This is a genomic window from Cupriavidus sp. 01L415 (assembly GCF_056400065.1).
This window is the reverse complement of record NZ_JBFTSP010000005.1, coordinates 240,598-263,791: the sequence shown is the minus strand read 5'-3', so window position 1 is coordinate 263,791 and position 23,194 is coordinate 240,598. Positions and strand designations below refer to the sequence as shown.

Genomic DNA, 23,194 nt, shown 5'->3' with positions numbered 1-23,194 from the left:
GGACCCCGATCAGGGCTTGATATAGGCGTAGCCTTCGTCGAACTGCAGGCGGGCGATCTCGACCACGCCGGCCGGCACCACCTTGGCGTCCATCAGCAGGCTCTGCTCGGAAATCTTGCGTGCGGTCAGCGTGTTGCGGCAGACGCGGAAGTCGACGCCGGCCGATGCCAGCGCTCCCACGGCCGCCTCGAACGCATTGCCGCGCGAATCCTTGGCACCTTCGACGAGGAAATCCACGCCGTAACCGAACGCCACCACCACGATCCTGGTGTCCGGCGCGCCGTTCAGGTGATTGCGCAGGTTGCCCATGGCGCGCACGGCCTGGTCGATCCCGTCGGACAACTGGTACACGACCTTGACGCGCCCGCCCTTGCCGGCCGATGCCGGCGCCTGTTGCGCTGCAGCCTTGGCCGACAGCCCGATGGCGGCCAGTGCCGCCGTGGCGCGAATGAATGCTCGCCGCATGATGCTTCCTCGCTTCGCCGTATCAGGCGATGGTGGCCTCGTCGGTACGCTTGTCGCCGCGGTTGTCGACCCAGGTCACGGTGACCTTGTCGCCCTTGGCGCCGCCCTTGAACTTGAAGTTGAGGAACGGGTCCTTGGACACGGCCGGGCCAAACTGGGCATGGAAGACTTCCTTGCCCTTGCACGTGGCAATCACGGTCTGGATATGCCAGGCCGGAATCGTCTTGCCGGCCGAATCCTTGCGCTGGCCGGTTTCCATGTCGTGCTTCATCAGAATCTTGACGTCGACAACGCCGCCGTTTTCGGTGGCGCGGACGCGCATCGGGTCTGCCATGTGCTTCTCCTGTCAGCAGGTAAACGGGAAATCCGTGAGTCGGGGTTCGGGGCGAGGCTCAGCCGCCGCAGCCACCCAGCGTGACCTTGATTTCCTTCGATGCCACGTACCACTTGCCGCCGGCCTTGACCGCCGCGTACACGATCGACGTCTGGCCCATCTTCACGCGCGTGGAGACGAACGGTTCCGTGCCGGCCGGGATGGTGAAATCCGCCGCCAGCGTGTTGGGGTTCTTCTCCACGAGGATCGCGATCTGCTCGGTATCCGGGATGCTGCTCGTCACGGCCACCGGCACCACGGCGCCGTTCTCGGCGATGTCCGGGGCGGTGAAGGTGATCGCGCTGCTTTTCTCGGTGCCGCTGCCGCCGAGGGCCTTGATCACGTCGGCGACGCTCTTGCCGTCAAAGGCGGTCTTGTTCCATTCCGCGGCCTGGGCTTCGCTGATCAGGCCAGTGGCCGCCATCAGCGAGAGGACGGCGGTGACCCGCAATACTTCTCGTCGTTTTGTATTCATGTTGCTGTTTTCCCGTACTTGCGTACCCGGTTCCCTGTCGACCCCTTCTGCTCCGCCAGCCAGACTTTCGCGCCGGACCCGGCGCCTGGCCTGCGTGCGGCGGCCGGTGCGTCGCCGGCCGTTGCTTCTTTCATCTGTGCAGCTTGCCTGCCGCGTCCGGCGGCACCGGAAGCGGCACGGGCCGCCGGCAATGCCGGACGGCCCGTCTGGCCTGTCGATATCCGCGTGGCTTACTTGGCCGGCGCGCCGGCCAGAATCCATTCCACCACCGTCTTGATGTCAGCGTCGCTGACTGCGGCGTTGGCAGGCATCGGCACCGGACCCCACACGCCCGAGCCACCGCTCTTGACCTTGGCGCTCAGCTTGGCCAGCGCGCCCTTGTCGCCCTTGTACTTGGCGGCGACGTCCTTGTAGGCGGGGCCGACCAGTTTCTTGTCGACCTGGTGGCAGCCCATGCAGGCGTTCTTGTTGGCGATGTCCTGCGCCTTGGCGGCGTCCACCGCGTGTGCGGATGCGGCGGCCGCCAGCAGGGCGGCGGCGATGACAAACTGCTTCATGTTGTTGTGCTCCAAACTGATTGAGCCGTGGGGACGGCAAAGGCCTCGCTCGGGGATCCCCCGCGGCGCGGCGCGCGCTGGCCGCCGTTGGGGCGGGCCTCTCGAGGGGCAAATGCGGCCAGTCCGTTATTTTGCCTCAAGAATGGGCAACGTTACGGATGCGCCTGTGATATCGATATTCACAAAAACGAGGGAAATCGCGGTCAAACCCTGGGTTAACCCTCGTCGATTAGCTCGATTCGGCTGATCAGCGCCGGGCCAGCGCCCGGCCCGCCCACAGGCGGCCACCGAAGACATTGAGCAGAAGTCCCGCCATCACCACCGCGGCCCCGCCCCATTGCGCCAGCGCCAGGTCCTCGCCCAGGAGCATGCGGGACGACACAAGGCCCACCACCGGCACCAGCAGCGTCAGCGGCGCCACCTTGCTGGCCGCATAGCGGGTCAGCAGCCGGCCCCACATCGTGTAGCCGAACAGCGTGGCGGCGAAGGCCAGGTAGCACACCGCGAAGATACCCGTCCCGGAGATGTGGGTCAGGGCCGTGCCGATGCGTGTGGGCCCCTCGAACCAGAGCGACAGCAGCGCAAACGGAATGATCGGGATCAGCGCGCCCCAGACCACCAGCCCCAGCAAGTCCACCGGGCCGATTTTCTTGCTGACGATATTGCCCGATGCCCAGCAGAGTGCCGCGCAGAGCGTCAGCGCGAAGCCGGCGGCGGTCATGCCGCCGGGGCCGTGCGCGGCACCCGTGCCGATTAGCGCGAGTCCGCCTGCCGCGATGGCCATGCCGGCGATGTTGTGCCAGCGAATCGGCTCGCCCAGCCACAACGCGGCGATGGCCAGGGTGAAGAACACCTGAGACTGGAGCACCAGTGACGCCAGCCCGGCTGGCATGCCAACGGCCATCGCATAGAACAGGAACACGAACTGGCCCAGGCTGATGGTCGCCCCGTAGGCCAGCAGCATCCGCCAGGCAATGCGCGGGCGCGGAATGAAGAAGATGGCCGGGAATGCCACGAGGCAAAAGCGCAGCGTGCCCAGCAGCATGGGCGGCATGCCGGCGAGGCCGACCTTGATGACGACGAAATTGACACCCCAGACCACGATGATGGCGAGGGCAAGAAGACGGTCTTTGGCTTGCATGATCGATGGAAGGCGCCGCATCCCATTGGGGGGCGGGATGACCGGCAAGCCAAGCGTAGCAGCGCGGCCCGCCCCGGCATTGCACGATCTTGCGGTTTTGTGGGGCTCGTGGTCGCCCAGGGAAACCCCGGGCCGGGCGGTCAGCCGAGCATGTCGGCCCAGATGCTGCGGGCCCAGGCGATCCCATAGGTGCCTTCCAGCACGCTCGGGCCTGTGGATAACCCGCCCGAACCCGGCACGGTGATCATGGTCTGCTGGGCAGCGTCGTAGCGGTGGACGCTGGCGATGTGGATCGCCTCGCTGGCCGACGTGAAGCTGTAGCAGGTGTTGGTGTAGAGCGGCGCGGGGTCCGGCGCCTGCCCGGCCAGCAATTGCAGGATGGCAGCGGCCGCCACCTTGCCATGCTGGTTGGCCATGGTGCCGGACTTGGGCATCAGCGGCGCGATCTGGATGGCGTCGCCCAGCACGTGGATCTCCGGCGCCACGCGGGACGCCATGGTCCGGAAATCCACCTCGCACCAGCGCCCGTTGGCCGTCGCCAGTCCGGCGGACACCGCGATGGCGCCGGCGCGCTGGGGCGGCAGCAGGTTCACGACGTCGGCGCGTTCATCGTCCTGGACGTCGAACTTGATCGTGCGCGTGGCCGGGTCGACGTCCACGGTCTCGTGCTGGGGCCGGTATTCGATCATCCCCTTGTAGCGGGTCTCCCAGACCTGCCGGAACAGGGCCCCCTTGGAGGTGATGTCCGGATTGGCGTCGAAGATCAGGACCTTGCTGCGTGGCTTGTGCTGCTTCAGGTAGTCCGCGACGAGGCAGGCGCGCTCGTAGGGGCCGGGCGGGCAACGGTACGGGGCCAGCGGGATGGTGATGGCGAAGGTGCCGCCATCGCGCATCGCCGCCAGTTGCCGGCGCAGGGCCTCGGTTTGCGGGCCCGCCTTCCACGCGTGGAGAATCTGGTCGCCGCCAGGTCGGGCGAGGCCCGGGATGGCGCTCGATTGCATCTCCACGCCGGGCGACAGCACCAGCCGGTCATAAGGCAGCATACCGCCGCCAGCCAGCCGGACCGTGCGTGCGGCAAGGTCGATGGCGGTAGCCAGGTCGCGCACATGGGTCACGCCATGGCGGCGGACCAGCGTGTCGTACGGCACCGTGATGTCGGCCATCTGCCGGTTGCCGGCGACTACCAGGTTGGACAGCGGGCAGGAAACCAACGCGGCGTCGGGTTCGACCAGCGTCACGTCCACCGCCCCGCGGCTCCAGGTGCGCAGATATCGCGCCGTTGTGGCGCCGCCGTAACCGCCACCGATCACGACCACCTTGGCCGGTGCCGCCGCGCGGGCCTGACGTGGGGTCAGCATTCCCAGGGTGGCGGCACCGGCCAGGCCGGTCAGCGCGCCGAGTACGGCTCGTCTGCGCATGGATTTTTGTCGTTATTGTTGTTCCGGGGAGGAAGACCCCGTCACTTACTTCTGATCGGCGAACCAGGACGCGATGGCAATGATTTCGGCGTCGCTGTATCCCTTTGCGATCTGAGGCATCACGGTGCCCGGCCGCTTGCCGGACTTGTAGTTCAGCATCGACTCGACCAGCTCCGCCTGTGGCCGCCCGGCCAGCCCCGGCACGGCGCTATCGGCCGGCGCGCGCCCGTCGGGGCCGTGGCAGACCGCACACGCGGCCGCCTGGTTGCGCGCCTGCTGGATGCGCGCCGCTTGCGTTTCGACGGTCGTGCGCTGGTCGCTCGCCGGCCCCGATGCGGCGGGCTGGGCCAGCGCCAGCATCGGCGCGGCGCCTGCCGCCGCCACAAGGCTCATCGGCAATCGTCGAATGGTGCGCCGCAACATACCGGTCATGGCGATCTTGCCGGTCAGGGCAGGCTACGGCCCGGCGGCAGCGCCACCGGCGACGAGACGGGTGCTGCAACGGGGCTCGTCGTGGTGCCGTTGGTGGCGGTAGTTGCAGGCGCACCGGACGTCACCGGCGCGTTGGGCGCCGTACCGGGCACCGACTGCACCGGCGCCGGCGTGCCCACCGCTTCCGAACCCGTATTGCCGTTCGTCGAACTGGAGGCGGCATCCAGGCGTGCCCGCTCGGCGTCGCTCACGTAGTCGAAGACCTTGACCACCTTCTGCACGCCGCTGGCGTTGCGGGCCACTTCGGTCGCCTTGTCACCCTCGGCCGAGGTCACCACGCCCATCAGGTAGACCACGCTCTTGTCGGTCGTGACCTTGATCGAATTGGCCGGCACGCCGTCCGCGGTGACCAGCAGCGTCTTGACCTTGCTGGTCAGGTACGCGTCGTTGCTCTTGGTCATGAAGCCGGGGGAAGAGGTGATTTCCAGCTCGTTGATCACCTCGCGCGCATTCGACAACCCGCGCACGTACTGGTCCACCTGCTGCTTGACGTTGGCATCCTTCGCCTCGCCGACCAAGAGAACCTTGCGGTTGAAGACCGCCGCATCCACGCGTGCCTGGCCGCTGTACCTGGCGTTCAGCGTGTTGTCGATCTCAAGTTGCAGGCCGCGGTCGATCGTCTGGGTGCCGGTCGGGCGGCGGTCGGTGGCCATCACAACACCGGTGCCCACGGCGCCGGCCAGCACCGGGAAGCAGCCGGCAAGTTGCGTGGCCGACACCACCAGCGCAGCCACGGTAATGGCCGTGCGCGCCATGCGGGCGGGGGAAGTCTTCTGGGTAATCACGGTCGTCATGCGATCCTTGGCTCGTAACGGAATGATGCGCGATAGGTTGCAAAAGGGTGCGGCGCTGTGGATAGAGCTGTGGATGACGCCGCAAAACCTGTGGATACCTTGTGGGCAGGCCTGTGGATAACAGGGGATAAGTCGTGCTCCTGTTCTCCCCAGCCTATGCCGTCTGTCTTACGCTTCGCCCAGCAGCGCCTCGTCGATCCCGTCGCAGAGGCAATGCAGCGTCAGCAGGTGCACCTCCTGGATGCGCGCGGTACGGTCGCCCGGCGCGCACAGGTGGATATCGAATTCGTCCAGCAATGTGGCAATCCTGCCGCCGCCCTTGCCGGTCAGGGCGATGATGCTCATGTCGCGCTGGCGGGCGGCCTGGATCGCTGCCACCACGTTTGCGGAGTTCCCCGAGGTCGACAGCGCCAGCAGGATATCGCCCGGTTGGCCGAGCGCTTCCACCTGCTTCGCAAACACAACGGAAAAATCATAGTCATTGCCGATGGCCGTCAGGATCGAACTGTCCGTGGTCAGGGCGATGGCGGCCAGGCCGGGTCGCTCGCGCTCGAAGCGGCCGATCAGTTCGGCGGCAAAGCGCTGGGCGTCCGCAGCCGATCCACCGTTGCCGCAGGCCAGAATCTTGTTGCCACTGGTCAGCGCGGCGACCATCCGCTCCACGGCGGCGTCGATGTGCGGCGCCATCAGCGTGGCGGCCTGGCGCGTGTGGTCGGCGCTGTCCAGGAAATGCTGCTCGATACTTTCAATGCTCATGGATCACCGGGTCCCTTGGGCGGGCCCTCTACCTCTCATACTCTCTCTTGCTATCCCGCGCATTATGACGCAGCGGACCAGTCAGTTTCCATGGCGCCGAGATCAAAGGCATTCTTCAGCCAGTCGAGCCGGCCGGGCTCCAGCGCCACCACGTCGAAACGGCATGGCGGGGTGGGATCGAGCGTCGCCAGATACTGTCCCGCGGCCAGCAGCACGCGCCGCTGCTTGGCCGGCGTGACGCTGGCGGCCGCTCCGCCAAAGCTCCGGCCGCTACGCTGGCGCACCTCGACAAAAACCAGCGTGCCGTCGGCCGCCCGCATCACCAGGTCGATCTCGCCGCCTTTGCAGCGATAATTGCGAACCACCGGCGCCAGCCCCTGCCTCAGCAGGTAGGCCTGCGCGCGGTCCTCTGCCAGCGCGCCCGACTGCGTGGTGGTTTTGAATGAGCGATTCAACGGAAGTTCTCAAGCATGAGTGACTGGACCTCGCTGGCGACAGGCCAGACCTACCCGCCCGGCACGCTGTACGTGGTGGCCACGCCGATCGGCAACGTCGCGGACCTGTCGCTGCGGGCGCTTCACGTATTGGGACTGGCGGACGCCATTGCCTGCGAAGACACCCGCAACACCGGCCAGCTGCTGTCCCGCGTCGGCCTGCAACGGCCGCTGCTGGCCGTCCACGAGCACAACGAGCGCGAGGCTGCCGGCCGCATCGTCGAACGCCTGACTGCAGGCGAACGCATTGCCTATGTCTCCGATGCCGGCACGCCCGGCATTTCCGATCCCGGCGCGCGCCTCGTGGAAGCCGTGCGTGCCGCCGGCCTGAAGGTCGTGCCGCTGCCGGGGCCAAGTGCAGCCGTGACTGCGCTGTCCGTGGCCGGCGACATGCTGGAAGCGGGCCAGGGACGCTTCACGTTCGTCGGATTCCTGCCCGGCAAATCCAAGGCCCGGGCCGATGCCATCGACAAGCTCGCCAGCCTGGACCACGCGTGGGTGTTGTATGAAGCCCCGCACCGGATCGCCGACACGCTGGCCGCGCTGGCGGCCGCCCTGCCCCCCGCGCGCCGGCTGCTGGTGGGCCGGGAGCTGACCAAGCTGTTCGAGGAGGCGCCGGTGCTGACCGTCGCCGCGGCCCCCGCATGGCTGGCGGCCGAGGCGTCGCGTGGCAAGGGGGAGTTCGTACTGGTAGTGGAAGGCGCGGGCAGCGCCGAGCGGGACGGGGCGGATGCGCCGGACGCCGAGGCCCAGCGCGTGCTGAAGTTGCTGCTGGCAGAGTTGCCAGCCAAGCGCGCGGCCAAGCTGACGGCGGCGATTACGGGCGCGAAGACGGATGCGCTCTATCAACTCGCCCTGGGCCAACGAGGCGATGGCGACAGCGAAGACTGAGAGATGTACTGAGAAAAATCTGAAGAGGTAGTGCGGGGCACTGGCAGCAGGGAGGAAGTCCTTCGCGCCAGTCCACATCGTCTGGACCCGGCCGCTTACCGGGCCTTGCGCTTGACGGCTGGCTTGACCGTGCGCGCGCGAGCCTTGGACTTGACGGGGGCCAACGTGTTGGCGCTATCGGGTGGGCTCAGGTCATCCGCACCGCTGCCGTCACCGGCTTCATTGCCGCCAGCCTCGATCTGCGGCCCCAGCGCCGCCACCTCGGTGCGGGACAGGCGGCGAATCTCGACCTGGGTCGCGCCGTGATCGACGAAGCTCAACCGCCTGGCTGCGGCATAGGACAAGTCGAGGATACGGTTGCCGTGATAGGGACCGCGGTCGTTAATGCGCACCACGGCCACCTTGTTATTGCGCAGGTTGCGCACCAGCACCCAGCTATCCAGCGGCAGCGATGGGTGGGCGGCCGTCATGGCGCGCATGTCGAAGCGCTCGCCGTTGGCGGTCTTGCGGCCGTGGAATGCCTTGCCGTACCACGACGCCATGCCACGCTGCTCGAAGGTGCCCAGGTCCGCCCTCAGGCCGTCGAGCGACGGCTGCGAAGCAGCGCCCTCGTCCTTGCCCCAGCTGAACAGGTCCCAGTTGCCACGGTCATCGGCCCGGGACTTGTCCGCCCTGGACTTCGCCGACTTCGTGGCGATGGCGCCGTTGGTATTGGATGCGTTCTGCGAATCGCTTTCCGGCGGCGTTGCGCACGCGGCCATCACCAGCGCCGATACGATGATCGCGCACTGACGAAGAAAACGATTGCCGGCGGGGAACACGGACGCGAACCCCGGACGGAGGATTGGCAGGCTAGGCATGGCCGCAGTCTAACACCGGCCTTTCGCTGCTATTACCTTGATTTTGTTACGAAATTTAATCAAACGGTGTCCAAGATGGTGCCTATTCCCCGGAATCCACCGCCAGACAAGGGATTGCGCCGATTGTTACCGGGCGTCAGTCACGTAATCGATACGCAACTTTCAGAGTTGTCTCATCCAGAAAGCGGGTGACGGAGCATCGATGAACGGACTCGCCGGAGGCTACAATGGCCCACCCGCCGGGCCTCAATCTGACCCGTGTTCGAACCCGGTTTTCAAGCCATTGTCAGCGCCCAATCGATCCCTTGCCTGGTCGGATAGCAGGTAGCCGGCCCCGCGCCGGTTGCCAATCCCGGCCGCCCAGACAGCACAAGCATTCAAGCATTCGCCCGATGAAAGTCCTCGTGATCCCCGTGACGCCCTTCCAGCAGAACTGTTCGCTGCTGATAGACGAAGCCACCAACCGCGCGGCGGTGTGCGACCCCGGCGGGGACCTCGACCGGATCCTGGCCGCGGTGAAAGAGCACGGCGTCACGCTGGAAAAGATCTTCCTCACGCACGGGCATGTCGATCACTGCGCGGGCGCGGCGGCACTCTCGCGCCAGCTTGGCATCCCCATCGAGGGCCCGCAGCAGGAGGAGCGCTTCTGGATCGACCAGCTCCCGGAGCAGACTCGCCGCTTCGGATTCGGGCAGGCAGAAGCCTTCGAACCCGATCGCTGGCTGGAAAACGGCGAGACGGTGACATTCGGCAACGAGACGCTGGAGGTCTACCAATGCCCCGGCCACACGCCCGGCCATGTGGTGTTTTTCTCGCGGGAGAACAAGCTCGCGATCGTTGGCGATGTGCTGTTTGCCGGCTCGATCGGCCGCACCGACTTCCCGCGCGGCAACCATGCGGACCTGATCCGGTCGATCCGGACGCGCCTGTGGCCGCTGGGGGAGGAAGTGACGTTCGTCCCCGGCCACGGCCCGGTTTCCACGTTCGGCGAGGAGCGCCGCAACAATCCCTTCGTAGCCGACCATCTGATCGAGGTGGCCTGACGCATGGCGAAGAAGCAGGCGCCGGATTCCCGCCCCGAGATCTACGTCAGCACCGACGTCGAGGCTGATGGCCCGATCCCGGGACCGCATTCGATGCTGTCGTTTGCCTCCGCGGCCATGCTCGCCGACAAGACCGTGGTCGGCACGTTCTCCGCAAACCTGGAAACGCTGCCCGGCGCCACCGGCCATCCGGTGCAAATGCAGTGGTGGAAGACCCAGCCCGACGCCTGGGCCGCCTGCCGGCGCGACCTGGAGCGCCCGGAGGACGTCATGCCGCGCTATGTGGAGTGGGTGGAACGCCTGCCTGGCAAGCCGGTGTTCGTCGCGTTCCCGGCGGGTTTCGATTTCACGTGGGTGTTCTGGTACATGATGCGCTTTGCCGGCCGCTCGCCTTTCGGATGGGCCGCGCTGGACATCAAGACCATGGGTTTCGCGCTCACCGGCCGACCGTATCGCAAGTCGGTCAAGGCGGCGTTCCCGGCACACTGGCACGACCCGTTGCCACATACTCACGTGGCACTCGACGACGCGATGGAGCAAGGGGCGCTGTTTTGCAACATGCTCGCAGAACTGCGTTCGCGAGAAACCGCGATGGCTGAGATCGAAGCCAAGGCTGCGGCCGACACCGAGGCAAGCAATCCCTCACTTTCTGCCGAGTCCTCTGCCGAAGCAGGGGCCAGGTCGACCTGACTTCCTCGGATTGCCTGCGGGTGGGGCAGCCCACACACGACGCGACAGCAAGGCCACATTTCGCGCCGGTTGCCTATAGTAGAAGGGTGCTCATGGCGACCCGGGGCCGACCGCTCCGGGGCTAGTGCGGCCACGCCATGTGACGGTCGAAAACGGAGTTGCCCGGCCGCCCGCGCCGTCCCAGAGGCAAGGAGGTGTGACCATGCGATTCCATCCCGAAATCCACGTCAAGGACCTGGCCGGCAGGTTGCATTGGCCACACCGGACGCACGAGCGCACCACCGTCATTTCCCGGTCGCATTCCGCCTCGGAAGACGCGGAAGTCGCCAAGGCCACGCTCTACGTGAGCACGGTAACCCTCGTCGTTCTGCTGGTCGTGCTGGCTGGCATTTCTTTCGGTCAGGAGGCCATGCACTGGCTGGGTGTTCAATAACGACGACTCGCCTGAAGCGATTCGCCTGTCTGACCGGCCGGCCTCCACCTTGGTGGAGGCCGGTTCAATTTGGGGCCCTCGAAACCACGGCTCCCCAAAACGGGGCTCTCCGCTTCCTCAGGCAAGCAGCGCCTGAACGTGCTCTGGTGGCCGGCCGATGGCGGCACGGCGATTGCGCACCACCACGGGACGCTGCAGCAGGATCGGGTTGTCGGCCACGGCGGCGAGCAATTCCGCATCGGTCAGGCCCGGGTCGGCCAGGTCCAGTTCCTTGTAGACGTCTTCGTTGTCCCGGATCATTTCGCGCACCGTCACGCCCAGCATCGTATGGAGCTGGCGCAGCGTGGCCAGTGACGGCGGATGCTTCAGGTATTCGACGATCTCCACCGGTTCGCCCAGACGCTGTGCCGCGGACTCGACCAGCGCGAGCGTTTCGCGAGACTTCGAGCAACGGGGGTTGTGGTAGATCGTGATCATGACGGCGTCCTCCAATTGAATATCCCGCACTATATACAAGCGCTGGCGGCGCTGGCACGGTAAGGTACCGGATGTGGCGGGCATGTATCGTGCTTGTCCGCTTTACCTCTGAACCGTGGCCACCGGCCATCGGCTGGTCCACCCTTCCCTGCCCGATTCATCGTGTCCGAATCTTCCGCGGTCCTGACCCGCAAATCCTTCCGGCTGCGTGACGCCACCCCAGCCGATGTGCCCGCGATCCACGCCATCTACTCCCACCACGTGCAGCACGGCCGCGCCTCGTTCGAGGAAGTCACGCCGACGCTGGACGATATGCACCTGCGCTTTGCCGAGGTCCGCAAGAAGGGCCTGCCGTATATCGTGGCAGAACGCGACGGTGAGATCCTGGGCTACGCCTATGCATCGGCCTACCGCGCGCGCAGCGCCTACCGGTTTGCGATCGAGGACTCCATCTACATTGACCACCGCCACACGGGCGAGGGCCTGGGCCGCGCGCTGCTGGCCGACTTGATCGCCCGCTGCGAGACCGGCCCGTGGCGCCAGATGGTGGCTGTGGTGGCCTTGACCTCCACCGGCGAAGGCGCCGGATCGGTGGCCGTGCACGAGCGGCTGGGCTTCCGGACCGTGGGCCGCCTGGAGTCCGTCGGATTCAAGCACGGCCAATGGATCGACACGCTGCTCATGCAACGCCCACTGGGTGCCGGCAACGAGACGATTCCCAGCTGAAGCACCAACGCAGGCGCCGACGCGATCCGAAACCCCTGCTTCGCCCTGGCCAGGACCGCGTCACGTCATGCTGAAGCGACCTATTGGTCGAGCACGACGTTGAACCGCAGCGCGGCCGCCAGCAGGCCGTTGCGATAGTAGAACCGGTGCCCCAGCACGTTGGTCAGCGGCGTATCCAGCACAAGCTTGTGGCAACTGAGCTCCCGCGCCTCCGCCTTGAGCCAGTCCATCAGCGCGTGGCCGTACCCACCGCTGCGCGCCTGGGCATCCGTCACGAGGTCATCGACGTAGAAATGCAGGCCGTGAACCAGGTTGTCCTGCAGCCGGTAGCCAGCCAGCGCCATCAGCCGGCCATCATCCCAGAGTCCAGCCAGCCGGTAGCCGACGTCCGCCTGCCGGCGCCAGCGCGCCACGAACTCGTCCGCGTCCGCCAGGTGGGGCCGCAGTTGTTGCATCAAAGGGAAGCATGCCGCGACCTCGGCGCCCGTGTCGATGCGACGAATCTGAACCTGCCCGACGTTCGCGCTCATGCCTGGTTTCTGGCACCGGCAGCCGGCGGCGGCGGGAAGTGGAGGCCAACGGCGATCCGGTTCCAGGCGTTGATCCCGGCAATCGTGGCGGCCAGGTGGACCAGCTCGCTTTGCTGGAAGGCTGCGCGGGCGGCAGCGAGCGCAGCATCGCGCGCGGCGGGATCGGCCAGGCAGGTCAGTGCTTCTGCCCAGCCGAGCGCCGCCTGTTCGCGCTCGCTGAAGATGCCGGCGTCGCGCCAGCCTGCCAGCAGGTCGAACTTGCGCGGATCGATGTCGAGATTGCGCGCGATGTTCAGGTGGAATTGCAGGCAGAACGCACAGCCGTTGATCTGCGAGACGCGGAGTTTCACCAGCTCCGTCAGCGCCTTGTCCAACCCGGAAGCGTCCACGGCCTTGCCGACGCCGCCCAGTGCCGCGTAGACATCGGGCGCGATATGCGTGAATTCCTGAAAGTCCATCATGAATGCTCCTTGCTCATGGTGGTTACGTGGCTCGACACGTTGAGTTAACATGTCAGAGCACGAATATTAATGTAAGAGCTCTGACAACATGTCGAAGACCCTGCCGTCCAAGGGGAAAAAGGCTGCCGCCGCCCACCCCGCCCCCGAAGCGCTATCCGGCGCCCCGCCCATCCCACGCCCCGGCGAAGGCAAGCGCGGTGAAGGCGGCTATCTGGCGTACCTGCTGAGGCAGGCCAGCGCCGCCAACCGGCTGCGCATGGAACGGCAACTGGCCGACCTCGGTGTCACATTGCCGCAGTTCTTCGTGCTGACGATGCTGGGCGCCTATCCGGGCATCTCGGGCGCCGACGTGGCGCGCCTGGCGCTGCTGACACCGCAGACGGTCAGCGTGATCATGAACAACCTGGAGAAGATGGGCGCGATCTCCCGGACGCCGCATCCGGTTCACGGCCGCATCCAGACCATCGCGCTGACTGACGCTGGACAAACCATGCTGGCAGCGTGCAAGGACCGGGCGAAGTCCGTCGATCAGCAGTTGCGCGCTGGCCTGTCGCCGGAAGAGGAAGGGATCATCCGCCGCTGGCTGGTCAGCCTGGCGGAGCCGCTCGAAGCCGGCACCCAATGAAAAAGGCCCGCGGACTGGCGTCTCGCGGGCCGGAATCACAACAAGGGAATCAGAACATCAGGCCATCAGGTCCGACAGGGCCAGCGCCACCACCTTGGTCGCGCGGTTCAGGTCGTTCAGGCGCAGGTTCTCGTCCGAGTTATGGCCGCGCGCTTCCATCAGCGTGCGCGGACCCGCGCCGTACAGCACCGTGGGAATACCGCGGCTGGTGTAGTGGCGCGCGTCCGTGTAGAGCGGCACGCCCTGCACCGGGATCTCCACGCCGAAGACGGCCTCCGCACGTTGCTTCAGCGCGCCGATCAGCTTTTCCACGCCCGGCAGTTCCGACAGCGGCTCGGCCAGGATGATGCGTTCCACCTTCACTTCGATACCCGGACGATCCTTGGCGGCGCGCTCCACCACGGCGCGGATTTCGCTTTCCGCGTCGAAGCCGATTTCCTCAGGAATCATGCGGCGGTCCACGCGGAACGTGACGAGGTCCGGCACCACATTGGTGTTGATGCCACCCTTGATCAGGCCGACGTTCAGCGTGGCGGTGTCGATGCCCGGCACCTTGGACTTGCGCGTGGCCAGTTCGGCGCGCAGGCCATAAATGGCCTGCAGGATGTGCGTGGCGGCTTCGATCGCATCCACGCCGGTGTGCGGCATGGCGGCGTGCCCCTGCTTGCCCTTGACCGTCACCTCCACGTGCAGGCAGCCGTTGTGCGCCGACGTGATGCCATACGAGAAGCCGGCCGAGATCGCGTAGTCAGGCTTGGTCAGGCCTTCGTCGAGCAGGAACTTCGGGCCGATGTCGCCGCCGGTTTCCTCGTCGTAGGTGAATTGCAGTTCCACCGTGCCATTCAGTTTGGCGCCCTGCTTCTCGGCATTCATCAGCGCCAGCACGGCGTAGGCATAGGTCGCGAAGTCCGACTTCGACACGGCCACGCCGCGGCCATACATGACCGGGCCGTGCTCGCTGTCGGCGATCTCGCCGCCGTACGGATCCTTGGTCCAGCCCAGGCCCGGCGGCACCACGTCGCCGTGGGCATTCATGGCGATGGTCGGGCCGCCGCTGCCGAACGTCTTGCGCACGAGCAGGTTCGTCGCGCTGATCATGCCCGCGGCCTTGACCATGTCTTCCGGCACCTTGTGGGCTTCGACGGTAAAGCCCAGGCCTTCCAGCAGCGCCTTGGCGCGCTTGCCGTGGGCTTCACAGTCGCCGGACGGGTTATCCGACGGCACCTTGACCAGCTCGGCCAGGAACGCTTCCTGCTGTGGGCGCTGTTGGTCGATGTACTGCGTGAGCGTGGTCTCGATGGGGTTCATGTTGTCTCGTGCGGTCATGTCTTTTCTCGGATATCGGGAATCTTTGATGGTCGTCGTCTTGACTTGGAGGTTGTTTCAAAATGAAGCGAAGCGGTCCTGGCTAGGCGCGCGGCCGCAGACAGTAGAAGTGGTACGGCCAGGCCGCGCAACGACGCCAGGATCTTTTTGAAACGACCTCTCAGTGGGGACGCTGGAAATGCTCGACAAAGTCCGCGAACACGCGCGCGGCCGTCTGGGCGTCTTCCGACGTCATGATTTCAGTGGGGTGATGGCTGATGCCGCCGTTACCGCAGCGAACGAACAGCATGGCCACATCGGCGATGGCGGAGATGGCCATGGCGTCATGGCCCGCGCCGGAAGGCAGGTGCCTCACCGGCACGCCCTGGCGGCCGACGGCCTCGGCCCATTGCGATTGCAGCCACGGTGCGCACGGCACGCTGTTGGCCTCGTGCGTCTTGCGGACCTGCACGCGAACATTGCGGCGCGCGCCGACGCGTTCGATTTCGGCCAGCACGTCGTTGACGGCGGCCTGGCGCTCGGCGTCTTCGCCGGCACGGATGTCGATCGAGAACACCGCGCGGCCCGGCACCACGTTGGTGGCGCCGTTGGGCACGTTGAACTGGCCGACCGTGCCGACCAGGCCCGGCTTGCCGCCACAGCGGCGCTCGATGTACAGGCCGATCTCGGCGCCGGCCATGGCGGCGTCGCGCCGCATGTCCATCGGCACCGTGCCGGCATGGCCGGCCAGCCCTTCCAGCTCGACGATATAGCGCGTGGCACCGGAGATGGCGGTCACGACGCCCACCGGCAAGCCTTCGTTCAGCAGCACCGGGCCCTGCTCGATATGGACTTCGACAAACGCCAGCACCTGCTTGCGGTCATGCGCGGCGGCAGGCAATTGCGCCGCGTCGAAACCGGCGGCACGCATCACGTCGCGCATGGTCTGGCCGGATTCGTCGACGTTGTCGAGCACGCTGGTGTCGAACGTGCCGGCGATGGCCCGGCTACCCAGCAGCGTGGCCTTGAAGCGCACGCCCTCTTCCTCGGCAAACCCGACGACCTCGATGGCAAACGGGAAGCGCTTGCCCTGGCGATTCCATTCCGCCACGCAGGCAATCGGCAAGATCACGCCGAGGTTGCCGTCATAGCGGCCGCCATCGCGCACGGTGTCGAAGTGGGAGCCGGTCAGCAGCGCGGGCGCGTCGGGCGACGTGCCTTCATAGCGGCCGATCACATTGCCGGCGGCGTCGCGGCGCACGGTCATGCCGGCCTCCTGCATCCACGCGGCCAGCTGTGCGGCGGCGCCGTGGTGCGCATCGGTCAGGTACGTGCGGGTGAGCATGCCGGGTTGCTCGGTGTGGACGGCCAGGGTATCGGCCCAGGTCATGATGCGCGTGCCGACTTCAGCGGCGAACGGCGTCGGGGATGCTGCCATTGCGTGTCTCCTGCTGGTGGTGCCTCGTTGGTGCCTTTGGTGTCTGGTCTGGCGATAGCCCGGCGCGGGGGTCCTGGCGGTGGCGCCAGTCCGGGCTGGCGCCCGGTGCCGTAGCTCTATTCTCTGCGATTCATGTTAGCACAGTGAATTCAAAAATTGCATACAAAAATGATATGCACTATATTGGCCTCCACGCACCGACAATCCGCTGCGGACAATCCAGTCCCGACAAGTGGATTGCGTGGATTCCGCCCCAACAGGGGGGCTTTCCGCGCGCGGCAAGGCTCCCGGGCCGATCGCTGCACGATGCGTCAGGCCAGCTCCACGTCCCAATGTGACGGCTGGCATTCCTGAATCAGATCAGGGCCTGCCATGCTCGACATGGACTGGCCCGGCACGGAGACAACGATGCAGCATGCAGTTCAACCGCAGCGCGCCGCCGGCGCACGCCTGCACACCCGCTTCACCCGTTCCCTGTTCGGCCAGGTGCTGATCGCCCTGGTGCTCGGCACGGTCGTTGGCCTGCTCTTCCCCGAATTCGCCACCAAGCTCAAGCCGCTGGGCGACGCCTTTATCAAGCTGATCAAGATGCTGATCGGCCCGATCGTGTTCTGCGTGGTGGTGGCCGGCATCTGCGGCGCCGGCGAACTCAAGAAGGTGGGCCGTGTAGGCATCAAGGCCGTGGTGTACTTCGAGATCGTCACGACGATCGCGCTGGCGCTGGGCATCATCCTGGCGTACGTCTTCCAGCCGGGCACGGGCATGAACGTGAACCCGCAGTCGCTCGACGCCTCGGCGATGGCCGCCTACGTGGAAAGCGCCGGCAAGGTGAAGAGCGCGGGCACGGTGGACTTCCTGCTCAAGCTGATTCCCAACACGGTGATGGGTGCCTTCGCCAGCGGCGACGTGCTGCAGGTGCTCCTGATTTCCGTGCTGTTTGGCTGCGCGCTGTCGCTGGTGGGTGAACCCGGCCGGCCCCTCGTGCGGCTGATCGACACGTTTTCCCACACGCTGTTCAAGATGATGGGCTTCATCATCAAACTGGCGCCGCTGGGCGTGCTGGGTGCCGTGGCATTCACGGTCGGCAAGTACGGCATCGGCTCGCTCAAGCAACTCGGCTTCCTGGTCATCCTGTTCTATGGCGCGGTGGTGATCTTCGTGCTGGGTGTGCTGGGCGGCATCATGCGGCTGTGCGGGTTCTCGGTGATCAAGCTGATTCGCTACCTCAAGGCCGAACTGCTGGTGGTGCTGGGCACGGCATCGTCGGACAGCGTGTTGCCGCAGGTGATGAAGAAGCTCGAGTTCATGGGCATCCGCAAATCCGTGGTGGGCCTGGTGATCCCGACCGGCTACTCGTTCAACCTCGACGCGTTCTCGATCTACCTGACGCTGGCGGCCGTGTTCATCGCGCAAGCCACCAATACGCCGCTTGCGCTGGGTGACTTGCTGGGCATCCTGGCCGTGGCGCTGGTAACCTCCAAGGGTGCGCACGGCATCCCGGGCTCGGCCATCGTGATCCTGGCGGCGACGCTGTCGGCGCACCCCGCCATCCCGGCCATCGGCCTGGTGCTGGTGCTGTCGGTGGACTGGTTCATCGGCATCGCCCGTGCGCTGGGCAACCTGATCGGCAACTGCGTGGCCACGGTGGTCGTGGCGGCCTGGGAGCGCGACATTGACCACGAGCGGGCCCACGGCGTGCTCAACGGCACCATCTCCGCCGGCGATCTGGACGAGGGCCTGGCGGCCATGACGGACGCCAGTGGGGAAGTCCCGGTAGCGGCTGCGCTGCCTGGCACCGTGGCGGGGCGCTAGAATCTCGTCATTCCCTTCACCGCGCAGGTCCGTCAGGCGACGCGCGACACCATGCCCGAGCACATCGATCCAGATATGACCGCCGAGGCGATTGCCGAAGACATCGTCGCGGCCATCGTCTCGCACCGGCTGCCACCCGGCACCAAGCTGCGCGAGGAGGCATTGGCGAGCGTCTACCGCGTCAGCCGCACCAAGGTGCGCGCGGCGCTGCTGATGCTTTCCAAGGACAAGGTCATCCAGATCGTGCCGGACAAGGGCGCATTCGTGGCCAAACCAAGCGCCGAAGAGGCGCGGGAAGTCTTCGCCGTACGGCGCATCCTGGAGGCGGCACTGGCGCGCGAGTTCGTGGCCAAGGCCACGGCGGCCGACTACAAGCGGATCGACAAACACCTGTCGGCGGAACGCAAGTCGCTTGCCGGCAACGATGCGCAGATTCGCACCCGGCTGCTCGGCGACTTCCACATCGTGCTGGCAGAAGTCGTCGGCAACCATGTGCTGACCGCGATCATGCGCGAGCTGTCGATGCGCAGTGCGGTGATCACGATGCTGTACCAGAGCCGTCGCGACGCCACGTGCTCATCCGACGAACACCGGGAGTTCATCGAGGCCGCGCGCGCCGGCGACGCCGATCGTGCTGTCGCGCTGATGGTGGAGCACCTGGCGCATGTCGAGAATGCGTTGCACTTTGAGGAAGTTCCGGCCGCGGCGCGCGGCAAGGATCTGGTGGCCGCGTTGCTGGCTTAGGCGATTGCTGCCAGCTTGATCGGCATCAAGGACGCGAGGTACGGGGTGGGCGCATCATTCCTCTCGCCATGAAGTTGCGGGGGCGCACTTCATGGGCTCTCCCCGTCCTTCGCAAGAAGGACTGCCCGCAGACCGCAATGGCTGCGGGCTTTTTCTTTTGTGCGATGCGCATCGCGCATCGTCTCGTACGACGCGGGTCGTGGCACACGCCGCGCACCCCTCCCTCGTGCATCTCCCGCGCATCTCCCACGTCTCCTGCGCATCTCCTACGCATCGCATCTTCCACGCATTGCGATGCGCTCGCGCAGCCTGCCGTCCCCTCGGCCCCGACTTCAACCGGCTTCACCCCCCCACCGATTCAACCTTCGCTGCGGCCCGTCCAGTAACCGGGCTTGGCGAACGCCGCTTTCAGATGCTCGATGAAGAAGCGGATCTTGGCCGGCACCGGCCGCTGCTGCGGGTACACCGCCAGGATGTCGTAGTCAGGCAGCGCATACTCATCCAGTACCGTAATCAGCTCCCCGCTTTCCAGCTGCGGCAGGATTTCCCACGTCGACCGCCATCCCAGTCCGAGGCTCTCGCCGGTCCACCGATGCAGCAGCTCGCCATCATTGCAATCCAGATTGCCGTTCACCCGCACCGTCACCGTCTTGCCGTTCTGCTGGAAGTACCACCCGCGCTGCTGGCCGCCCTGAAGGTTGAAGGCCAGGCAGTTGTGGCGCTCCAGGTCCTCGAGCGTATGGGGGACACCGTGCCTGGCGAAGTACGCCGGCGTGCCGCACACGACGCGCTTGTTGGTCGCCAGCTTGATGGCCACGAAATTGGGATCGATCGCGCCGCCAATGCGAATGCCGACGTCGTAACCCTCGCGCACCAGATCCACCACGCGATCGGTGAGGTTGAACGAGATCTGCACTTCCGGGTTGGCCTTGAGGAAGGCCGGCGCATGCGGCGCCACATGCTTGCGGCCGAACGCCGCCGGCGCCGACACGATCAGGTGGCCGGTGGCCTTGTGCTTGCCCTCGGCAATCAGCATCTCGGCGCGGTCCAGGTCGGACAGCGCCTTCTTGCATTGCTCCATGAACGCGGCGCCCTGCTCCGTCACCACGATTCGGCGCGTGGAGCGATGCAGCAGCTTCACGCCGATGCGCGCTTCCAGCGCATTGATGCGGCGACCGATCATGACCGGCGTGACGTTCTGCGTCAGCGCCGCCGCGGCCATGCTGCCGTGTTCCACCACGGCGATAAAGGCTTCGATTTGTTTGAGTTTGTCCATATGGGCCAGCTAAGCCATTTGTCTCCTGCTGGCACATTGTGAGGCATCCGCGACGCGATGGGCATCCCCGCGCTGCTATGCGGCCCATCCACTCATGCCGATGACGGTGACGGCTGGCGCCCTTTGAGCAGCGCCTCGTTGATCTCGGCGGCCTCCCCCAGCACGTGGGCAAGCCGCCGCAGCGGTCCGCAACATTGCAGCTGCGCGAACAGCGCGAACGCGGCGCCGATCACCAGCACGGCACCATAGATCGCCACCAGCGTGGGCGCGTTGCCGGGTGGCGTGACGGCGATGCCATCGGCCAGCACCAGCGCAGCCGGCCCGAGCGCGAGCACCAGCGCCACCGTCCGCGCGGCGCCTTCCCACAGGCGCGCCTGCAGGACGATGCGGCGTTGTCGCGCCCGCAGTTGCAGCGACGAAATTCGTCCGAGCCGTAGCAGCAGGGCGTTCTCGATCTCGCTTTCGGTATCGACACGCCGTGACAGCCAGCGCATCGGATGTTGCAGCGCATCACGCGCCGCCAGCATCCGGGCCAGCCACGCCGCCACGTAGAACACGCCGCTCATCGCCAGCAGCACGTGGAAGAGCTGCGGCAGCCAGACCGGCGGCGTCTGGACGAGGACCTGGTGCCACCACACCAATGCCCCGCCCCCGACCAGTGTCGGCGCCAGCGTGAGGACGAAACCCGCCCACAGCACAACGGCCAGCCGGCTTTCGGACGCTTTCGCGGGCGGCGCCGTCTGGAGCGCTTCGATCAATTCATAGGTGGGCGGCAGCCGGGTGTACATGGCAAGGCAGTGACAAAACACAACCCGTTATTTTGGCCCGACGGCGGCTGCGGCCGATAGGCCAAACCGTACGAAAACAGACCAATCCCCACGCCGTGGGGGACTCCATCACGCGTACCGATTTAGTCACATCAAATTGGCCGATGCTGCAATATTCCTAACTCCAGGTATCGAATCAACTGATCGCCCTTCTGTTTATCCACAGGCCGGTGCGGGCATAGCATCAACTCCAACACGAATCCCACCATTTCAATTGGAGACAGACATGCCGAAGATGAGAGCAATCGACGCAGCCATCGCCGTGCTGGAAAAGGAAGGCATCCATACCGTATTCGGGGTGCCCGGCGCAGCCATCAACCCGTTCTATTCCGCCATGCGCAAGACCGGGACCATCAAGCACCTGCTGGCCCGTCACGTCGAGGGCGCCTCGCACATGGCCGAGGGCTACACTCGCGCCGAGCCCGGCAACATCGGCGTCTGCGTCGGCACGTCGGGACCCGCCGGCACGGACATGATCACGGGCCTGTACTCCGCCTGGGCGGATTCGATCCCCATTCTCTGCATTACCGGCCAGGCCCCGCGCGCCCGGCTCTACAAGGAAGACTTCCAGGCTGTCGATATCGAATCGATCGCCAAGCCGGTGACCAAGTGGGCCGTGACCGTGCGCGAGCCGGCGCTGGTGCCGCAAGTGTTCCAGCAAGCGTTCCACCTGATGCGTTCCGGCCGTCCGGGCCCGGTGCTGATTGACCTGCCGTTCGACGTGCAGGTGGCCGAGATCGAATTCGATCCGGAAACGTATCAGCCGCTGCAACCGTACAAGCCGTCCGCCTCGCGCGCCCAGATCGAAAAGGCCATCAGCATGCTCAACGCGGCGGAGCGCCCGCTGATCGTGTGCGGCGGCGGCGTGATCAACGCCAATGCGTCCGAGTTGCTGGTCGAATTCGCCGAACTGGTCAACGTGCCCGTGGTGCCCACGCTGATGGGTTGGGGCGTGCTGGCCGATGACCACCCGCTGCAAGCCGGCATGGTCGGCCTGCAGACCTCGCACCGCTACGGCAACGCCACGCTGCTGGCCTCCGACTTCGTGATGGGCATCGGCAACCGCTGGGCCAACCGGCACACCGGCAGCATCGACGTCTATACGAAGGGTCGCAAATTCGTCCATGTGGACATCGAACCGACCCAGATCGGCCGCGTGTTCGGTCCGGACCTGGGCATCGTGTCCGACGCCGGCGCTGCGCTGGAGCTGTTCGTGGAAGTCGCCCGCGAAATGAAGATGGCCGGCCGCCTGCCGTGCCGCAAGGCCTGGGTGGCCGACGTCCAGAAGCGCCGCCGCACCATGAAGCGCAAGAGCGACTTCGACAACGTGCCGGTCAAGCCGCAGCGCGTGTATCGCGAGATGAACCAGTACTTCCCGCGCGACGTGCGCTACGTCTCGACGATCGGCCTGTCGCAGATCGCCGCCGCGCAGTTCCTCTCGGTGAACCAGCCGCGTCACTGGATCAATTGCGGCCAGGCCGGCCCGCTGGGCTGGACGATCCCGGCCGCCATCGGCGTGAAGACGGCGTCGCCGGAATCGGACGTCGTGGCCATCTCCGGTGACTACGACTTCCAGTTCATGATCGAGGAACTGGCCGTCGCCGCGCAGTTCAAGGTGCCGTACATCCACGTGGTGGTGAACAACTCGTACCTGGGCCTGATCCGCCAGGCACAGCGCAACTTCGAGATGGATTACTGCGTGCAGCTCGCGTTCGACAACATCAACGCGCCGGAACTCGAAGGCTATGGCGTGGACCACGTGAAGGTGGTGGAAGGCCTGGGCTGCAAGGCGATCCGCGTGTTCAAGCCGGAAGACATCGCACCGGCCTTTGCCGAGGCCCGCGACCTGATGGCCGAGTACTCGGTGCCGGTGGTCGTCGAGGTGATCCTGGAGCGCGTGACGAACATCGCCATGGGCACCGAGATCGACAACATCAACGAGTTCGAGCCCATCGAGGACCTGGATGACGCCGAGGAGGCGATCCTGGTCGAGGAAACCGTCAACGCCTGAAGGCTACCGCGCCGGCGGATCGCCATCCGCCCGGCCTGACGAGACCCGCCTTGCCTTTCACCCTTCCCGCGTGCGCGGGA

The 23,194-nt window shown here is 66.0% G+C and carries 27 protein-coding genes; 9 read left to right on the top strand and 18 right to left on the bottom strand.

Annotation, left to right across the window (positions count from 1 at the left end):
- Window positions 1-9 precede the first annotated feature (9 nt).
- The 10 genes from AC1DOX_RS12630 to AC1DOX_RS12585 form a co-directional block, all read right to left on the bottom strand.
- Complete coding sequence (locus AC1DOX_RS12630) at window positions 10-465, bottom strand: DsrE family protein (RefSeq protein WP_092138547.1); 456 nt, start codon at window positions 463-465, stop codon at window positions 10-12.
- 22 nt (window positions 466-487) lie between these two features.
- Window positions 488-799 (bottom strand): thiosulfate oxidation carrier complex protein SoxZ, encoded by a 312-nt coding sequence (soxZ, locus tag AC1DOX_RS12625; RefSeq protein ID WP_092138546.1) that lies wholly within the window; start codon window positions 797-799, stop codon window positions 488-490.
- Window positions 800-857: 58 nt separating this feature from the next.
- Window positions 858-1,313, bottom strand: coding sequence for a thiosulfate oxidation carrier protein SoxY (gene soxY, locus AC1DOX_RS12620; protein WP_441621094.1), 456 nt, complete (start codon window positions 1,311-1,313; stop codon window positions 858-860).
- A 230-nt stretch (window positions 1,314-1,543) separates the two neighbouring features.
- Window positions 1,544-1,870, bottom strand: coding sequence for a c-type cytochrome (locus tag AC1DOX_RS12615; protein WP_092138544.1), 327 nt, complete (start codon window positions 1,868-1,870; stop codon window positions 1,544-1,546).
- Between the two features lie 247 nt (window positions 1,871-2,117).
- Window positions 2,118-3,011 (bottom strand): EamA family transporter, encoded by an 894-nt coding sequence (locus AC1DOX_RS12610; RefSeq protein WP_441621092.1) that lies wholly within the window; start codon window positions 3,009-3,011, stop codon window positions 2,118-2,120.
- Between the two features lie 140 nt (window positions 3,012-3,151).
- Window positions 3,152-4,429: an FCSD flavin-binding domain-containing protein gene (locus AC1DOX_RS12605; RefSeq protein WP_441621090.1), complete on the bottom strand. Its 1,278-nt coding sequence runs from the start codon at window positions 4,427-4,429 to the stop codon at window positions 3,152-3,154.
- A 45-nt stretch (window positions 4,430-4,474) separates the two neighbouring features.
- Window positions 4,475-4,822 (bottom strand): c-type cytochrome, encoded by a 348-nt coding sequence (locus tag AC1DOX_RS12600; protein WP_441621088.1) that lies wholly within the window; start codon window positions 4,820-4,822, stop codon window positions 4,475-4,477.
- Between the two features lie 53 nt (window positions 4,823-4,875).
- On the bottom strand, window positions 4,876-5,715 hold the full coding sequence (locus AC1DOX_RS12595; protein WP_441621086.1) for a BON domain-containing protein: 840 nt from the start codon (window positions 5,713-5,715) through the stop codon (window positions 4,876-4,878).
- A 168-nt stretch (window positions 5,716-5,883) separates the two neighbouring features.
- A complete protein-coding gene (locus AC1DOX_RS12590) occupies window positions 5,884-6,471 on the bottom strand; it encodes a phosphoheptose isomerase (RefSeq protein WP_092138540.1) in 588 nt (195 codons plus the stop codon).
- Between the two features lie 62 nt (window positions 6,472-6,533).
- Window positions 6,534-6,926 carry a YraN family protein gene (locus tag AC1DOX_RS12585; protein ID WP_441621084.1) on the bottom strand — a complete coding sequence of 131 codons (393 nt, stop codon included), beginning with the start codon at window positions 6,924-6,926 and terminating at the stop codon, window positions 6,534-6,536.
- 15 nt (window positions 6,927-6,941) lie between these two features.
- Here AC1DOX_RS12585 and rsmI point away from each other — a divergent pair, with 15 nt between their 5' ends.
- Entirely contained in the window at window positions 6,942-7,856 is a 915-nt protein-coding gene (rsmI, locus tag AC1DOX_RS12580) for a 16S rRNA (cytidine(1402)-2'-O)-methyltransferase (RefSeq protein ID WP_441621082.1), read from the top strand.
- Window positions 7,857-7,951: 95 nt separating this feature from the next.
- Here rsmI and AC1DOX_RS12575 read toward each other — a convergent pair whose 3' ends face one another.
- Window positions 7,952-8,716, bottom strand: coding sequence for a septal ring lytic transglycosylase RlpA family protein (locus AC1DOX_RS12575; RefSeq protein WP_441621080.1), 765 nt, complete (start codon window positions 8,714-8,716; stop codon window positions 7,952-7,954).
- Between the two features lie 392 nt (window positions 8,717-9,108).
- Between AC1DOX_RS12575 and AC1DOX_RS12570 the strand changes: the two genes are divergently transcribed.
- The 3 genes from AC1DOX_RS12570 (at window position 9,109) to AC1DOX_RS12560 (ending at window position 10,882) form a co-directional block, all read left to right on the top strand.
- Window positions 9,109-9,759 carry an MBL fold metallo-hydrolase gene (locus tag AC1DOX_RS12570; RefSeq protein ID WP_477112358.1) on the top strand — a complete coding sequence of 217 codons (651 nt, stop codon included), beginning with the start codon at window positions 9,109-9,111 and terminating at the stop codon, window positions 9,757-9,759.
- Between the two features lie 3 nt (window positions 9,760-9,762).
- The gene (locus tag AC1DOX_RS12565) at window positions 9,763-10,449 is read left to right on the top strand and encodes a 3'-5' exonuclease family protein (RefSeq protein WP_441621076.1); all 687 of its coding nucleotides are present in this window, start codon (window positions 9,763-9,765) and stop codon (window positions 10,447-10,449) included.
- Between the two features lie 202 nt (window positions 10,450-10,651).
- On the top strand, window positions 10,652-10,882 hold the full coding sequence (locus AC1DOX_RS12560) for a hypothetical protein (protein WP_092138536.1): 231 nt from the start codon (window positions 10,652-10,654) through the stop codon (window positions 10,880-10,882).
- Window positions 10,883-10,999: 117 nt separating this feature from the next.
- Here AC1DOX_RS12560 and arsC read toward each other — a convergent pair whose 3' ends face one another.
- Entirely contained in the window at window positions 11,000-11,359 is a 360-nt protein-coding gene (arsC, locus tag AC1DOX_RS12555) for an arsenate reductase (glutaredoxin) (RefSeq protein WP_092138535.1), read from the bottom strand.
- A gap of 162 nt (window positions 11,360-11,521) precedes the next feature.
- Here arsC and AC1DOX_RS12550 point away from each other — a divergent pair, with 162 nt between their 5' ends.
- Window positions 11,522-12,085, top strand: a complete 564-nt coding sequence (locus AC1DOX_RS12550; RefSeq protein WP_441621073.1) for a GNAT family N-acetyltransferase — start codon at window positions 11,522-11,524, stop codon at window positions 12,083-12,085.
- A gap of 80 nt (window positions 12,086-12,165) precedes the next feature.
- On the opposite strand, the gene AC1DOX_RS12545 is transcribed toward AC1DOX_RS12550, so the two are convergent.
- The gene (locus AC1DOX_RS12545) at window positions 12,166-12,615 is read right to left on the bottom strand and encodes a GNAT family N-acetyltransferase (protein WP_441621071.1); all 450 of its coding nucleotides are present in this window, start codon (window positions 12,613-12,615) and stop codon (window positions 12,166-12,168) included.
- A complete protein-coding gene (locus tag AC1DOX_RS12540; RefSeq protein ID WP_441621192.1) occupies window positions 12,612-13,073 on the bottom strand; it encodes a carboxymuconolactone decarboxylase family protein in 462 nt (153 codons plus the stop codon). Before AC1DOX_RS12540 ends, AC1DOX_RS12545 begins: the two co-directional genes overlap by 4 nt.
- A 91-nt stretch (window positions 13,074-13,164) precedes the next feature.
- Here AC1DOX_RS12540 and AC1DOX_RS12535 point away from each other — a divergent pair, with 91 nt between their 5' ends.
- Window positions 13,165-13,701: a MarR family winged helix-turn-helix transcriptional regulator gene (locus AC1DOX_RS12535; protein ID WP_441621069.1), complete on the top strand. Its 537-nt coding sequence runs from the start codon at window positions 13,165-13,167 to the stop codon at window positions 13,699-13,701.
- A 57-nt stretch (window positions 13,702-13,758) separates the two neighbouring features.
- Here the strand turns inward: AC1DOX_RS12535 and AC1DOX_RS12530 are convergent, their stop codons facing one another.
- Complete coding sequence (locus AC1DOX_RS12530; RefSeq protein WP_441621190.1) at window positions 13,759-15,009, bottom strand: M20/M25/M40 family metallo-hydrolase; 1,251 nt, start codon at window positions 15,007-15,009, stop codon at window positions 13,759-13,761.
- A 178-nt stretch (window positions 15,010-15,187) separates the two neighbouring features.
- Window positions 15,188-16,444, bottom strand: coding sequence for an allantoate amidohydrolase (locus tag AC1DOX_RS12525; RefSeq protein ID WP_092138530.1), 1,257 nt, complete (start codon window positions 16,442-16,444; stop codon window positions 15,188-15,190).
- Between the two features lie 408 nt (window positions 16,445-16,852).
- Here AC1DOX_RS12525 and AC1DOX_RS12520 point away from each other — a divergent pair, with 408 nt between their 5' ends.
- Together AC1DOX_RS12520 and AC1DOX_RS12515 are read left to right on the top strand one after the other, a co-directional pair.
- Window positions 16,853-18,256 carry a C4-dicarboxylate transporter DctA gene (locus AC1DOX_RS12520; RefSeq protein ID WP_441621067.1) on the top strand — a complete coding sequence of 468 codons (1,404 nt, stop codon included), beginning with the start codon at window positions 16,853-16,855 and terminating at the stop codon, window positions 18,254-18,256.
- 51 nt (window positions 18,257-18,307) lie between these two features.
- Window positions 18,308-19,000, top strand: coding sequence for a GntR family transcriptional regulator (locus AC1DOX_RS12515; protein ID WP_441621065.1), 693 nt, complete (start codon window positions 18,308-18,310; stop codon window positions 18,998-19,000).
- Window positions 19,001-19,358: 358 nt separating this feature from the next.
- Here the strand turns inward: AC1DOX_RS12515 and AC1DOX_RS12510 are convergent, their stop codons facing one another.
- Both AC1DOX_RS12510 and AC1DOX_RS12505 read right to left on the bottom strand, forming a co-directional pair.
- Window positions 19,359-20,276: a LysR family transcriptional regulator gene (locus AC1DOX_RS12510; protein WP_092138527.1), complete on the bottom strand. Its 918-nt coding sequence runs from the start codon at window positions 20,274-20,276 to the stop codon at window positions 19,359-19,361.
- A gap of 92 nt (window positions 20,277-20,368) precedes the next feature.
- On the bottom strand, window positions 20,369-21,064 hold the full coding sequence (locus tag AC1DOX_RS12505; protein ID WP_441621062.1) for a hypothetical protein: 696 nt from the start codon (window positions 21,062-21,064) through the stop codon (window positions 20,369-20,371).
- Window positions 21,065-21,329: 265 nt separating this feature from the next.
- On the opposite strand from AC1DOX_RS12505, the gene gcl reads away from it, so the two are divergent.
- Window positions 21,330-23,114 carry a glyoxylate carboligase gene (gene gcl, locus AC1DOX_RS12500; protein WP_092138525.1) on the top strand — a complete coding sequence of 595 codons (1,785 nt, stop codon included), beginning with the start codon at window positions 21,330-21,332 and terminating at the stop codon, window positions 23,112-23,114.
- Window positions 23,115-23,194: the final 80 nt, after the last annotated feature.